Annotated in this window: 11 protein-coding genes and 1 tRNA gene; 6 read left to right on the top strand and 6 right to left on the bottom strand. The window is 70.5% G+C overall.

Going from position 1 to position 14,129, the window contains the following annotated elements; genetic code table 11:
• Positions 1-52 precede the first annotated feature (52 nt).
• From ICC28_RS19460 to ICC28_RS19450, 3 genes are all read left to right on the top strand, one after another.
• A complete protein-coding gene (locus ICC28_RS19460) occupies positions 53-1,081 on the top strand; it encodes an SGNH/GDSL hydrolase family protein (protein WP_188289889.1) in 1,029 nt (342 codons plus the stop codon).
• Positions 1,082-1,409: 328 nt separating this feature from the next.
• Complete coding sequence (locus ICC28_RS19455; protein ID WP_188289888.1) at positions 1,410-2,630, top strand: acetyl-CoA C-acetyltransferase; 1,221 nt, start codon at positions 1,410-1,412, stop codon at positions 2,628-2,630.
• A 299-nt stretch (positions 2,631-2,929) separates the two neighbouring features.
• Complete coding sequence (locus tag ICC28_RS19450) at positions 2,930-3,712, top strand: hypothetical protein (RefSeq protein ID WP_188289970.1); 783 nt, start codon at positions 2,930-2,932, stop codon at positions 3,710-3,712.
• A 107-nt stretch (positions 3,713-3,819) separates the two neighbouring features.
• Here ICC28_RS19450 and ICC28_RS19445 read toward each other — a convergent pair whose 3' ends face one another.
• A complete protein-coding gene (locus ICC28_RS19445; protein WP_188289887.1) occupies positions 3,820-4,131 on the bottom strand; it encodes a hypothetical protein in 312 nt (103 codons plus the stop codon).
• A 104-nt stretch (positions 4,132-4,235) separates the two neighbouring features.
• Between ICC28_RS19445 and ICC28_RS19440 the strand changes: the two genes are divergently transcribed.
• Positions 4,236-4,466 (top strand): DUF4287 domain-containing protein, encoded by a 231-nt coding sequence (locus ICC28_RS19440; RefSeq protein ID WP_188289886.1) that lies wholly within the window; start codon positions 4,236-4,238, stop codon positions 4,464-4,466.
• Between the two features lie 88 nt (positions 4,467-4,554).
• On the opposite strand, the gene ICC28_RS19435 is transcribed toward ICC28_RS19440, so the two are convergent.
• The 3 genes from ICC28_RS19435 to ICC28_RS19425 form a co-directional block, all read right to left on the bottom strand.
• Positions 4,555-5,466, bottom strand: coding sequence for a Bax inhibitor-1/YccA family protein (locus tag ICC28_RS19435; protein ID WP_188289885.1), 912 nt, complete (start codon positions 5,464-5,466; stop codon positions 4,555-4,557).
• Positions 5,467-5,663: 197 nt separating this feature from the next.
• Positions 5,664-6,857 (bottom strand): 4-hydroxybenzoate 3-monooxygenase, encoded by a 1,194-nt coding sequence (locus ICC28_RS19430; protein WP_188289884.1) that lies wholly within the window; start codon positions 6,855-6,857, stop codon positions 5,664-5,666.
• Positions 6,858-7,050: 193 nt separating this feature from the next.
• Positions 7,051-7,133, bottom strand: a tRNA-Leu gene (locus ICC28_RS19425).
• 391 nt (positions 7,134-7,524) lie between these two features.
• On the opposite strand from ICC28_RS19425, the gene ICC28_RS19420 reads away from it, so the two are divergent.
• Both ICC28_RS19420 and ICC28_RS19415 read left to right on the top strand, forming a co-directional pair.
• Complete coding sequence (locus tag ICC28_RS19420) at positions 7,525-8,295, top strand: ABC transporter ATP-binding protein (protein ID WP_188289883.1); 771 nt, start codon at positions 7,525-7,527, stop codon at positions 8,293-8,295.
• The gene (locus ICC28_RS19415; protein ID WP_188289882.1) at positions 8,295-10,823 is read left to right on the top strand and encodes an ABC transporter permease; all 2,529 of its coding nucleotides are present in this window, start codon (positions 8,295-8,297) and stop codon (positions 10,821-10,823) included. The genes ICC28_RS19420 and ICC28_RS19415 overlap by 1 nt, the downstream gene beginning before the upstream one ends.
• 62 nt (positions 10,824-10,885) lie before the next feature.
• Here ICC28_RS19415 and ICC28_RS19410 read toward each other — a convergent pair whose 3' ends face one another.
• A complete protein-coding gene (locus tag ICC28_RS19410; RefSeq protein WP_188289881.1) occupies positions 10,886-12,178 on the bottom strand; it encodes a class I SAM-dependent methyltransferase in 1,293 nt (430 codons plus the stop codon).
• 260 nt (positions 12,179-12,438) lie between these two features.
• The gene (locus tag ICC28_RS19405; RefSeq protein ID WP_188289880.1) at positions 12,439-13,827 is read right to left on the bottom strand and encodes an NAD(P)/FAD-dependent oxidoreductase; all 1,389 of its coding nucleotides are present in this window, start codon (positions 13,825-13,827) and stop codon (positions 12,439-12,441) included.
• Between the last annotated feature and the right edge of the window lie 302 nt (positions 13,828-14,129).

Genomic DNA, 14,129 nt, shown 5'->3' with positions numbered 1-14,129 from the left:
TCCGTACGGGGCAAGGAGTGGATGTACGGCTTCGAGGAGGTGGCGGCGACGCATGACGAGCATGTCGAGGGCGAGGGTGGCCCGGCGGATCGCGGCCGGCGCCGCGTACGGCGGTGGCGGCGTCGGTCTGGTCGGTGCGGCGGCCGTGGGGCTGCTGCTGGCGGAGGTGCAGCTGGCCAAGCGCCAGGTGGGCAACGGCTCCTCCCCGCACGTACCCCGCGCGGAGGGGCTGTACGGCCTCGGCTACGCCTCTCCCGGTGAACCGCCCCTGCGGCTGGTGCTGCTCGGCGACTCCACGGCCGCGGGCCAGGGCGTACGGCGGGCGGGGCAGACGCCGGGCGCGCTGCTGGCCTCGGGCCTGGCCGCGGTGGCGGAACGGCCGGTGGACCTGCGCAACGTCGCGCTGCCCGGCGCCCGGTCCGACGACCTGGAGCGCCAGGTGGCGCTCGCCCTCGCGGACTCCGCCCGGGTGCCCGACATCTGCGTCATCATGATCGGCGCGAACGACGTCACCAACCGGATGCCCCCGACCCGCTCGGTGCGCTGCCTCGCCACGGCGGTACGGCGGCTGCGGACCGCCGGCGCGGAGGTCGTCGTCGGCACCTGCCCCGACCTGGGCACGATCGAGCCCGTCCAGCAGCCCCTGCGCTGGCTGGCCCGGCGGGCCTCGCGCCAGTTGGCGGCCGCCCAGACGATCGGCGTCGTCGAGCAGGGCGGCCGCACGGTGTCGCTGGGCGACCTGCTGGGCCCCGAGTTCGAGGCGAACCCGCGTGAGCTGTTCGGCCCCGACAACTACCACCCCTCCGCCGAGGGCTACGCCACGGCAGCCATGGCCGTCCTCCCCACGGTCTGCGCCGCCCTCGGCCTCTGGCCGGCCGAGGAGGACCGCCCCGACGCCTCCCGCCGCGAAGGCTTCCTCCCCGTCGCCCGCGCCGCCGCCGAAGCAGCCTCGGAACCGGGCACAGAGGTCACAGCAGCCATGCCCACGGGCCCCCGGGGCCCATGGGCCCTGCTCAAGCGCAGGCGCCGCCGGAGGCTGGGAGAACCGGAACCGTCCCCCTCCAGCCCGTCCGGCGTTTGAGGACGAGGCAGCGACCATCCCGACCCCCCACCCACCCGAGGGGGCGGCGGCCCGGGGGGCTTGCAGGCGCCGGTCGCTATATCCAGCCCGTCCGGCGTTTGAGGACGAGGCCGTTCAGGCCGAAGCGGGGGTTTGGGGGCGGCAGCCCCCAGCGGGGTCGAAGGGGCAGCGCCCCTGGAGGACGGGACGGGTAGGGGCGGCGGGGGCGAGAGAAAGCAAGCGCTTAGAAAGTGCGGCCCGAGTCACACCCCCGCACACGTGACCTGAACCATACGTACGGGTAACTTCCAAACAGCCCAGCCGACCCCGTACGCCAATGGAGCCGTTGATGCCCGAAGCCGTGATCGTCTCGACCGCCCGCTCCCCCATCGGCCGCGCCTTCAAGGGCTCCCTCAAGGACCTGCGCCCCGACGACCTCACCGCCACGATCATCCAGGCCGCCCTCGCCAAGGTCCCCGAGCTGGACCCGAAGGACATCGACGACCTGATGCTCGGCTGCGGCCTCCCCGGCGGCGAGCAGGGCAACAACCTCGGCCGCATCGTGGCCGTGCAGATGGGAATGGACCACCTCCCCGGCTGCACCATCACCCGCTACTGCTCCTCCTCCCTGCAGACCTCCCGCATGGCCCTGCACGCCATCAAGGCCGGCGAGGGCGACGTCTTCATCTCGGCCGGCGTCGAGATGGTCTCCCGCTTCGCCAAGGGCAACTCCGACAGCCTCCCCGACACGCACAACCCGTTCTTCGCCGAGGCCGAGGCCCGCACCGCCGCCGTAGCGCAGCAGGAGGGCACCACCTGGCACGACCCGCGCGAGGACGGCCTCGTGCCGGACGCCTACATCGCGATGGGCCAGACCGCCGAGAACCTCGCCCGCTGGAAGGGCGTCACCCGCCAGGACATGGACGAGTTCGGCGTCCGTTCCCAGAACCTCGCCGAGGAAGCCATCAAGAACGGCTTCTGGGAGCGCGAGATCACCCCGGTGACCCTCCCCGACGGCACGGTCGTCAGCAAGGACGACGGCCCGCGCGCCGGCGTCACCCTGGAGGGCGTCCAGGGCCTCAAGCCCGTCTTCCGCCCCGACGGCCTCGTCACCGCCGGCAACTGCTGCCCGCTCAACGACGGCGCCGCCGCGCTCGTGATCATGTCCGACACGAAGGCGGCGGAGCTCGGCCTCACCCCGCTCGCCCGCATCGTGTCGACCGGCGTCTCCGGCCTCTCCCCCGAGATCATGGGCCTCGGCCCGGTGGAGGCCTCGCAGCAGGCCCTGCGCCGCGCCGGCCTCACCATCGACGACATCGACCTGGTGGAGATCAACGAGGCGTTCGCCGCCCAGGTGATCCCCTCCTACCGCGACCTCGGCATCGACCCGGACAAGCTGAACGTCAACGGCGGCGCCATCGCCGTGGGCCACCCCTTCGGCATGACCGGCGCCCGTATCACCGGCACGCTCATCAACTCCCTCCAGTTCCACGACAAGCAGTTCGGCCTGGAGACGATGTGCGTCGGCGGCGGCCAGGGCATGGCGATGGTCATCGAGCGCCTCAGCTGATCCAACCGACCTGAATCCAACGCTCCGTATCCGTACGGAAACCCAGCGCCACTCTTTGGCCCAGAACCGAGGAAAGTCCAAGGTTCTGGGCCGATTTGTGATCCAATCTCCCCCAGGATGTGACCTATCTCCCTCGGAACAGGGATCCGCGCAGGTCAGAGCCGCTTCACCGAGAGACCCCGGGCCCAAAGTCCTGCCCGTTTCGTGACGTTACGCACTGACAGCGGGTTAGTCCGCCCTTCAAGCTGATGTAGGAAGTCGGGGGTCGACTTTGAACCGGGAGTACGTCAGTGAGCGCCATGCCCATCGCCTTGCTGCTCACCACGGCCGCCACCGGCGCCGTGGGCGTCGCCGTCCTGCGCACGCTCGTGGGCCTGCGTCGACAGATCGCAGCCCTGCGCACCGAGCTGGCCGAGAGCAACGCGGCAGCGGTCCGGGGCCTCGTGCCCGCCGCCCGCCTCTCCGCCGACACCGACGAGATACGCGCCGCCGTGGCGGAGGCGCTCGCCGAGGAGCGTGAGCGGGAACTCGCCGAGGCCCGCGCGTTCTGGGCGGCCCAGGAGGCCCGTGACGCCTCCGACGCCCCCACGCTGCTCGGCCTGACCGACAGCGAGCTGTTCCTGCCCCGGCAGTCCGACTTCGTGGGCCTGGAGCCGCTGGAGCCGGTCGCCGAGCACGGCATGGAGGCCGACGAGTTCGCCGGGGAGTCCCCGGAGCTGGCCGCGGCCCGCCGCCGCCACCCCTCGCACCCGGACTTCGTGCCGGTGCAGTCACCGGTCGTGAACGACCACGAGCGCACGGTCGCCGCCCTGGAGGAACTGGCCTCCGCCGGCACCGAACTGACCGACGTCCGCCCGGGCCCGCTGGGCACCCTCGACGTCTACGTCTTCGCCGACGGCACGACCCTGTGCATGACCCCGGGCCACCGGGAGACCGCCGAGCGCCTGTCCGCGGCCGTGCGGTCGGGCGAGACGCCGGTGCTGCTGGGCGGCTCGGGCATCTCGGGCGCGTACACGCTGACCTTCGCCTGCGGCGAGGAGAACGTCTACATCCTGGCGGACCGGGTCATAGCGTCCCTGTGACGCCCGGACCGGGTCATCGCGTCGGTCATCGCGCCACCGCGACGCCAGAACCGAGAGTCACAGCGCCCCCGCGACGCCCAAACCGAGTCACAACGCCCCCGCGCCCCTCACACCCCGGCCCGCTTCTGCGCCGCGGCCACCCACTCCAGCGCTTCCTCCACCTGGCCCTCGTCCGTGACGACGAGGGCCAAGTCGTGCACGGCGACGGTGATTTGGTCCGCGGCGGCGAACATCCCCGCGTCCGGCATCACCCGGGGCTCCACGCCGGGCGCCTCCAGCGCCTGCGCCCGCGAGGCCATTTGCCTGGCCAGCCCCAGCGCCTCCGCCGCGGCTCCGCGTTGCAACCGGGACTGGGGCGCCGCCCGCAGCCGGTCGGCGAAGTGATCCACGGCCTGGGTCAGACGAGTCGTATCCACCACGGCGCAACCGTACGCTCCGGGCCGGGACTGTTGCCAACACGCGAACACTCAGGCACGGTGACCTGAAGGACCGGCTTACATCCCCTTTGCGTCCGGAGGCGCCGATGTCCCACGTCCTCTCCGAGGAGACCCACCGCAACATGCTCGCCCGCATCCCCCACTGCACCGGTCGTGAAGTCTCCGACTGGCTCCGCACCGTAGAAGACGGCCCGGCTCTCGTTCGCTTCGAGGAGAAGGTCAGCTGGCTCCGCCACGAGTACGACCTCGCGTACGGCCACGCGAAGGCGATCATCCACGAGTACGACTTGAGGAGGGCGGCGCGCAAGTTCTTCTAGGCGCGCGCGAAGACCGCGAAGACGACGAGGAGACGACGAAGGGCCCCGGGACGAACCCGGGGCCCTTCATCGCACAACCGTGGGACGGTCAGTCGCTGCTGTTGAAGATCGCGATGAGTCGCAGGAACTCCATGTAGATCCACACCAGCGTCAGCGTGAGACCGAAGGCCGCCATCCAGGCCTCCTCGCGCGGAGCGCCGTAGGCGATGCCGTCCTCGACCTGCTTGAAGTCCAGGGCGAGGAAGCAGGCGCCGAGCAGGATGCCGATGATACCGAAGACGATGCCGAGCGGGCCGCTGCGGAAGCCGAGGCCGTCGCCGCCGCCGAAGACGGCGAACAGCAGGTTGACCGCCATCAGCATGATGAAGCCGAGCGCGGCCGCCATCACGAAGCCGACGAAGCGGCGGTTGACGCGGATCCAGCCCGCCTTGTAGGCGATCAGCACGCTGAGGAAGACACCCATCGTGCCGAGCACGGCCTGCATGGCCGCGCCGTCCGCGATGCGGTTGTCGACGACGCTGGAGACGACGCCGAGGAAGACACCCTCCAGCGCGGCGTACGTCAGGATCAGCGCGGGCGAGGCCTTGCGCTTGAAGGACTGGACCAGCGCCAGGACCATGCCGACCAGACCGGCGGCGATGGCGATGCCGTAGGACCGGCCGATGTTGGCGTCGTCGACCGGCAGCAGCGCCCAGGCGAGCGCGGCGGTGACGACCAGGACGCCGAGGGTCGTGCCGGTGCGCATGACGACGTCGTCCATCGTCATCCGGCCGGTGGTGACCGGGGCCTGCGGCGGCGCGCCGTGCTGCTGGCCCTGCTGGGCGTAAGGGTTCTGCGCGTACGGGTTCTGGGCGTACGGGTTGCCACCCTGCGGCTGGGCGTACGGGTTGCCCTGCGTGCCCACAGCTGCGCCCCCGGCCTGCGGCTGGGCGTTGAAGCCCGCGTAGCCGTTGTCGCGGCTGAACCCCCGTCGCGAGAAGACCGGGTTGCTGCTCCTCATTTCACTCCTCCATGGCCACCGTGCGCAGCCTTGGGCTCAAGAGTAATGGAAAGGCAAAGGAAGACCCTAGTGCTTGAGGAGGATCTTTCCCTTGTCATGCTGCGCAACACGCTACGCGGGTCCGTGATTCCCGGCACAGGAGGACCCCATTCATCACCAACCCGGTACCTGGCCGGAACCGGTCGGTGATCAGATGATCAGTCGAGCGGGAAGCCCGTGTAGGCCTCGGCCAGGTCGGTCTCGGCGGCCCGCGAGGAGGTGATCCGCTGCAGGCGGGCCCGCTGGAGGCGGTCCTCGAACGGGGTGGCGTCGGGGGCCCGGTGCAGCAGGGTGGTCATGTCGTAGCTGAACCGCTCGGCCTGCCACACCCGCCGCAGACAGTTCTCCGAGTAGGCGTCCAGCAGTTCGTCCGATCCGGTGTCCTGCCGGTACGTCAGGGCCCGCGCGAAGGTCACCACGTCCCCCACGGCCAGGTTCAGCCCCTTCGCTCCGGTGGGCGGCACGATGTGTGCCGCGTCACCGGCGAGGAAGAGCCGGCCGTACCGCATGGGCTCGTGGACGTAGGAGCGCATGGGGGTGACGGACTTCTGGGTGATGGGGCCGCGCTCCAGCCGCCAGCCGTCGTCCGTCGCGAAGCGGCGCTCCAGCTCGGCCCAGATCTCGTCGTCGCTCCAGGCCTCGGCGTCCGTGCCCTCGGGCACCTGGAGGTAGAGGCGGGAGACGGAGGTGGAGCGCATGGAGAGCAGGGCGAAGCCGCGGTCGTGGCGGGCGTAGACCAGCTCGTCGTGCGAGGGCGGTACGTCGGCGAGGATGCCGAGCCAGCCGAAGGGGTACGTCCGCTCGAAGGTGCGGCCGAGTTCGGCGGGCACCGCCTTGCGGGCCACACCCCAGAAGCCGTCGCAGCCGACGACGTAGTCGCACTCCAGGATCTCCTCGCGGCCCTCGCCGCCCTCGCCGCCCCCGCGCCGGAAGCGGATCCGCGGGCGGTCGGTGCCGGCGTCCTCCACTGCCAGCGCCTCCGCCTCGAACAGCAGCGGTCCGCCCTCCTTCAGCTGGAGGGCGATGAGGTCCTTGCAGACCTCGGTCTGCGCGTAGACCATCACCGACCGGCCGCCGGTGAGGGCGGGGAAGTCGACGCGGTGGCGGGTGCCGTCGTAGCGCAGCTCGATGCCGTCGTGGCGCAGGCCCTCGCGGTCCATGCGCTCCCCGGCGCCGGCCGCGCGCAGCACGTCCACGGTGCCCTGCTCCAGGATCCCGGCGCGCTGGCGCTGCTCGCAGTAGGCGCGGTCGCGGCTCTCCAGGACGACCGAGTCGATGCCGGCGACGTGGAGCAGCCGGGCCAGGAGGAGACCGGCCGGGCCGGCTCCGATGATGCCGACGGTGGTGCGCATCGCCGAACCTCTCTGTTCGCGTGGATGAGTCTGTTCGTGCAACGGGGTGTTCGCGTAGTGAAACTTCTTTCACTTGCTTCCGGACGTGAGTCTCCGGCCGCACGGACCGGCTGTCAACGGTCCGTGCGGTGAACTTCTCGATGAAGGGTGCAACGAAAGGGCCGCAAACGGCGGCTTCGCAAGGGGTCGGAGGTGCCCGGAACCGGACTTGAACCGGTACGCCCGCGAGGGGCAGCGAGGTTTAAGCTCGCCGTGTCTGCATTCCACCATCCGGGCAGGCCATGGGCTCCGCGTCGAGGTTCCGAGCCTATCGGGGCGCATCCCCCGAACAGCGGAAGGACGGACCGATGTTGTCTTATTTTATTGACGTCTGAGGGTGCATCAGCCCACGGAACACGCCATCCGCACTTGCCAATAGCCTTGCGTGCGACGCCCGCCCGCGCATGCGGAATGACGGAATTTCACCGCCGGAACAAGGGAGCTCCACCCGTTCTGGACGTGAACGCACCTCCGGGATGCCGTCATACCCAGGTATGACGCGGACGCTCCCGGTGCGACCGCAGGCTGTCCCGGGAACCGGAACAGCGGCTGACTACACCGGCCCCGGCGGCCGACACGATGGATTGCGTCCCCCGAACACATCGTCGCCCCCGAGGAGCGTTCTCTCGTGACCACCACCCCTATCGCCGACCGGGCCACCGCCGTGGCCGCGCGCGCCACGGATCTGTCGAAGGTCTACGGACAGGGCGAGACCCAGGTGGTCGCTCTCGACCGGGTCTCCGTCGACTTCCGGCAGGCCGAGTTCACCGCGATCATGGGCCCGTCCGGCTCGGGCAAGTCCACGCTGATGCACTGCGTGGCCGGTCTGGACACCTTCTCCTCCGGCTCCGTGCGCATCGGTGACACCGAGCTGGGCTCCCTGAAGGACCGGCAGCTCACCAGGTTGCGCCGGGACAAGATCGGCTTCATCTTCCAGGCGTTCAACCTGCTGCCGACGCTGACCGCGCTGGAGAACATCACGCTGCCGATGGACATCGCGGGGCGCAAGCCCGACAAGGAGTGGCTGGACTCGGTCATCCGGATGGTGGGCCTGCGGGACCGCCTCGGTCACCGGCCCTCCCAGCTCTCCGGCGGCCAGCAGCAGCGCGTCGCGGTCGCCCGGGCCCTGGCCTCCAAGCCCGACATCATCTTCGGCGACGAGCCGACCGGAAACCTCGACTCGCGCTCCGGCGCCGAGGTCCTGGGCTTCCTGCGCAACTCGGTACGGGAGTTGGGCCAGACCGTGGTGATGGTGACCCACGACCCGGTGGCGGCGGCGTACGCGGACCGGGTGGTCTTCCTCGCGGACGGCCGGATCGTGGACGAGATGTACCGTCCGACCGCCGACACGGTCCTCGACTTCATGAAGCAGTTCGACGCGAAGGGCCGCACCTCCTGATGTTCCGCACCGCCCTGCGCAACGTACTCGCGCACAAGACCCGGCTGTTGATGACCGTGCTCGCCGTCATGCTCGGCGTCGCGTTCGTCTCCGGCACCCTGGTCTTCACCAACACCATCTCCCAGGCCTACCAGAACAGTTCGGCCAAGGGCTTCGACCAGGTCGACGTCGCCGTGCGGCCCGACCACCAGGAGAGCAAGGGCAACACGGTCGGCAAGACCCCCGAACTCACCGAGGAACTCCTCGCCACCAGCGCGAAGGTGCCGGGGGCGGAGTCCGCGATCGGCGTCGTCAGCGGCTTCACCGCCATCGCCGGCAAGGACGGCAAGCTGCTCGGCGAGGGCTGGCAGTCCGCGGGCGGCAACTACTCCGGCGCCGAGGACCCCCGCTACCCGCTGACCGACGGGCGTGCCCCGCGCGGCAGGGGCGAGGTGCTGCTCGACACCAGGAGCGCCGAGCGTGGCGGCTACGAGGTCGGCGACACCGTACGTATCTCGGTCGACGGCCCCGTCCTCACCCCGAGGATCACCGGCATCTTCACCACCGACGACGGCAATGTCGCCGCGGGCGGCAGCCTGGCCCTGTTCGACACGGCCACCGCACAGCAACTGTTCGGCAAGAAGGGCACGTACGACGAGATCGACGTCCGGGCGAAGGCGGGCGTCAGCCAGGCCGCGCTCAAGGCCGAGTTGGACAAGGCGCTGCCGAAGGGCCTCGTCGAGACCACCACGGGCAAGGAACTCGCCGAGGACCAGGCCGAGATCATCTCCTCCCAGATGAGCGGCTTCCGGCAGATGCTGCTGGTCTTCGCGGGCATCGCGCTCTTCGTCGGCACGTTCATCATCGCCAACACCTTCACCATGCTGGTCGCCCAGCGCACCAAGGAGCTCGCGCTGCTGCGGGCGGTCGGCGCCTCGCGCCGGCAGGTCACCCGGTCGGTGCTGATCGAGGCGTTCGTGGTCGGCACGGTCGCCGGCGCGGCCGGTCTGGTCGCGGGCATCGGCATCGGCGTCGGGCTGCGGTCGCTGATGGGCGTCCTCGACGCGACCGTCCCGGACGGGCCGCTGGTCGTCTCCCCCGGCACGGTCGCCACCGCCTTCGCGGTCGGCATCCTGATCACCATGCTGGCGGCCTGGCTGCCGGGCCGCCGGGCGGCGAAGATCCCGCCGGTCGCGGCGATGAGCAGTGTGCACGCGCAGGCGACGACCAAGTCGCTGGTGCTGCGCAACACGCTGGGCGCGCTGTTCGGCGGCGCCGGTGTCGCCGTCGTCCTGGCGGCCACGACCATGGAGGGCTCGGACGGACAGGCCCCCATGGGGCTCGGCGCGGTGCTGCTGATCATCGGCGTCTTCATCCTCACGCCCCTGCTGTCCCGCCCGCTGATCGCGGCCGCGGCGCCGGTTCTGAAGGTGTTCGGCGTCTCCGGCAAGCTGGCCCGCCAGAACTCGGTGCGCAACCCGCGCCGTACGGCCGCCACCGCCTCCGCGTTGATGATCGGTCTCACCCTGATCACCGGTATGACGGTGATGGCGGGCAGCCTGCAGCAGTCGATCGACAAGATGGCGAGTTCCGCGCTGAAGGCCGACTACGTCGTGTCGATGGCGAACGGCAACGGCCTCTCCCCGGACGTCGACACCAAGCTGCGCGAACTCGACGACGTCACCGCCGGCAGCCCGCTGCGCAACGCGCCCTCCCGGATCGACGGCGAGACCGAGTACCTGACCGGCGTCAACGGCTCGGCGGTCGGCGAGCTGATCGACCTGCCCGTCGAGGACGGCACGTTCACGGTGGGCGGCACGAAGGTGGTCGTGGACGCCGACACCGCCGAGTCGCGCGGCTGGAAGGCGGGTTCGGCCTTCACCGTCCACTACGAGGACGGCAAGGCGCAGCGGCTCACGGTCGCCGGGGTCTACCGGGGCAACGAGATGATCAGCGGGATCATGCTCGACAACGGCACCCTCACCCCGCACCTGACCGACCCGACCGACATGCAGGTCATGGTCAGGACGTCCGACGGCGCGTCCGACGCGACGAAGGACCGGCTGGAGAAGGCCCTGGGCGCCAACCCGGCGATCAAGGTCCAGGACAAGAAGGACCTCTCCAACGAGATCGCGAAGACGTTCACGCTGATCCTGAACATGGTCTACGGTCTGCTGGCGATGGCGGTGCTCGTCGCGGTCCTCGGGGTCGTCAACACCCTGGCCATGTCGGTGTTCGAGCGCTCGCAGGAGATCGGCATGCTGCGCGCGATCGGCCTGGACCGCAAGGGCATCAAGCGGATGGTCCGGCTGGAGTCCCTGGTCATCTCCCTGTTCGGCGGCGTGCTCGGCATCGGCCTGGGCGTGTTCTTCGGCTGGGCGGCCGGTGAGCTGCTGGGCACGCGGATGGCAACGTACGAACTCGTCCTGCCCTGGGCCCGGATGGCGGTCTTCCTGCTGCTGGCGGCGACCGTCGGGGTGCTGGCGGCGCTGTGGCCGGCGCGGCGCGCGGCCCGTATGAACATGCTCGGCGCGATCAAGTCGGAGTAGCGGTACGGCGGAAGGGCCTCGCGGTGTTGACGACCGCGGGGCCCTTCCGCCGTGTGGTGGCCTCAGTTCCAGGTGCGGGCCCGCAACGGCAGCCCGGAGGCGCCCGCGTCCGGGGTGCGGACCGCGAGGACCTGGTTGACGCCGATGCGGTTGTGCTCGAAGGCGAGCGCGGAGGCCGCCATGTACAGCCGCCACACCCGGGCCCGGCCCGGCGTGGTGAGCCGGGTGGCCCGCGCCCAGTCTGCCTCCAGGTTGCCGACCCAGCGGCGCAGGGTGAGCGCGTAGTGCTCGCGCAGCGACTCCACGTCCCGCACCTCGAACCCCGCGCGCTCCAGTTGGGTGACGGTGGTGCCGAGGGGGGCGAGTTCGCCGTCGGGGAAGACGTAGGCGTCGATGAACTCGTTGACGCTGTACGCGGATTCGTCGCGCTGCGGGCGCCGGGCGATCTGGTGGTTGAGCAGCCGTCCGCCGGGCCTGAGCAGTTGGCGCAGATCTCCCGCGTACTCCAGGTACCGCTCGGCGCCGACGTGTTCGGCCATGCCGATGGAGGAGACTGCGTCGTAGGGGCCGTCCTCGACCTCGCGGTAGTCCTGCACCCGGATCTCGACCCGGTCGGTCAGTCCCTCGTCGGCGGCGCGCTTACGGGCGTAGGCCGCCTGTTCCTGGGACAGGGTGATGCCGACGACGTGGACGCCGTACGCGCGGGCGGCGTGGATCGCCATCGAGCCCCAGCCGCAGCCGACGTCCAGCAGCCGCATGCCGGGTTCCAGGGCGAGCTTGCGGCAGACGAGGTCGAGCTTGTCGTGCTGGGCGGCTTCGAGGGTGCTGTCGGGGGCGGGCCAGTAGGCGCAGGAGTACACCATGGACGGGCCGAGGACGATCTCGTAGAAGTCGTTGCCGACGTCGTAGTGGTGGCTGATGGCGCGTCGGTCGGTGTGCTTGGTGTGGAGGTGGCCGCGGCGGCGGACCTCCTCCTCGGGAGGGGCGGGCGGCGGCAGCGGCCCCGCCAGCCGGACAAGACCCCGCACGGCCGCCCGCACCTCCGGGTCCCGCAGCGCCGCGCCGAGCGACCGCCCGTCCCCCTCCCCGCGCTCCCACAGCAGCCCCGACACCAGATCGAGAACCGTATACAGATCCCCCTCGACATCCAGATCCCCCGCGACCCACGCCCGCGCGAGCCCGAGTTCCCCCGGCTTCCACAGCAGCCGGCGCACGGCACGGCGATTACGCACGACGAGCGCCGGCGCGCCCGGCGGGCCCGCCTGGGAGCCGTCCCAGGCGCGGATACGCAAGGGGAGCGGCGCTCCCACCAACTGTTCGACGAGGCCCTTCAGCCGCAACGCGGCGTCTGCCATGGCGCACACCTCCGTGACGGGGATCCCGGCATGCCAACACCACGTAAACACCTACCCACCGGGCGCGCAGTCCCGCAGGGGCGTTATGGGTGGGCAAGGCAGGTGCTGTGCGTTCCCCACAGGGCCGGCCACCCGCAGTGACAGCGCCGATCACACCCCAACATGGAGCGGCCGGGATCAGGCCATGCGGCGAACGCCGAAGGGGCCGCCCGCACCACGGATGGCGGGCGGCCCCTTCGGGGTGTTCAAGTGACCGGAGGTCAGGAGGCCTTGGCCTTCTCCTCGGTCTTCGGCGCGGCTGCCGCGGGGGCGGGCGCCGGCTTGGCGGCCTCGTAGAACTCCTCGCGCGGGGACTCCAGGGCGCCGAGGGCGACGACCTCGCGCTTGAGGAACATGCCGAGGGTCCAGTCGGCGAAGACGCGGATCTTGCGGTTCCAGGTCGGCATCGCCAGGCCGTGGTAGCCACGGTGCATGTACCAGGCGAGGCGGCCCTTGAGCTTGATCTTCATCTTGCCCATGACGATCATCGCGACGCCCTTGTGGAGGCCGAGACCGGCCACCGCGCCCTTGTTGGCGTGGCTGTAGTCCTTCTGCGGGAAGCCCCGCATGCCGGAGACCACGTTGTCGCCGAGGACCTTGGCCTGGCGCAGCGCGTGCTGGGCGTTCGGCGGGCACCAGGCGTTCTCGTTGCCGGCCTTGCGGCCGACGAGGTCCGGGACCTGGGCGTTGTCGCCCGCGGCCCAGATGTAGTCGGTGCCGGTGACCTGGAGGGTCGGCTGGCAGTCGACGTGACCGCGCGGGCCGAGCGGCAGGCCGAAGCGGGAGAGCGCCGGGTTCGGCTTGACGCCGGCCGTCCACACGACGGTGTTGGAGTCGACCTCGAGCCCGTTCTTCAGCACCACGTGGCCGTCGACGCAGGAGTCCATGGAGGTGGAGAGGTAGATCTCGACCCCGCGGGCCTCCAGGTGCTCCTTGCCGTACTGGCCGAGCTTGGGGCCGACCTCGGGGAGGATCTTGTCGGCGGCGTCGACGAGGATGAACCGCATGTCCTCGCGGGAGACGTTGGTGTAGTACTTCGCCGCGTCGCGGGCCATGTCCTCGACCTCGCCGATGGTCTCCGCGCCCGCGAAGCCACCGCCGACGAAGACGAAGGTGAGCGCCTTGCGGCGGATCTCCTCGTCGTTCGTGGAGTCGGCCTTGTCCAGCTGCTCCAGCACGTGGTTGCGCAGGCCGATGGCCTCCTCGATGCCCTTCATGCCGATGCCCTGCTCGGCGAGGCCGGGGATCGGGAAGGTGCGGGAGACCGCGCCCATCGCGATGACGAGGTAGTCGAAAGGCAGCTCGTACGCCTCGCCCACGAGGGGGGCGATCGTGGCGACCTTGCGGTCCTGGTCGATGGTGGTGACCCGGCCGGTGAGGACCTCCGCCTTGGGCAGCACGCGTCGCAGCGGGACGACGACGTGGCGCGGGGAGATGTTGCCGGCGGCGGTTTCGGGGAGGAAGGGCTGGTAGGTCATGTACGACCGGGGGTCGACGACCGTGACGGTCGCCTCTCCGTAGCGCATCTTCTTGAGAATGCGCCGAGCTGCGTACAGGCCTACGTACCCACCGCCTACTACGAGGATCCTGGGACGCTCCGTGGTGCTCATGCCATCGAGTATCCACCCGTCCCAGGGGGGTAGCTCGTGCGCCCCTTCACAAGGTTGTGGAGGGTGTGTGCTATCCTCCGCGGCCCGCGTGATCCAGGTCATGGCACGAACCGGGAACCCGCGTGTAGTGCGGACCGTTGTCAATGCCGCGTGAGCTGCCTCTCTGGCCGGTCGGACGCCGTGTGAGCCCTCCGAAACAGCCTTGCGTCACCCCCTCCTCCACGCCCCTCGCGCGGCCCTTCTGAACACGTTCAAGGGGGCGTTGGCCCCCCGGAAGGGCCAACCGGGCCCCTTCCGTGCTC

The sequence above is a fragment of the Streptomyces sp. TRM68416 genome (genome assembly GCF_014596915.1).
Classification (GTDB): domain Bacteria; phylum Actinomycetota; class Actinomycetes; order Streptomycetales; family Streptomycetaceae; genus Streptomyces.
This window is presented reverse-complemented; position numbering and strand designations above follow the sequence as displayed.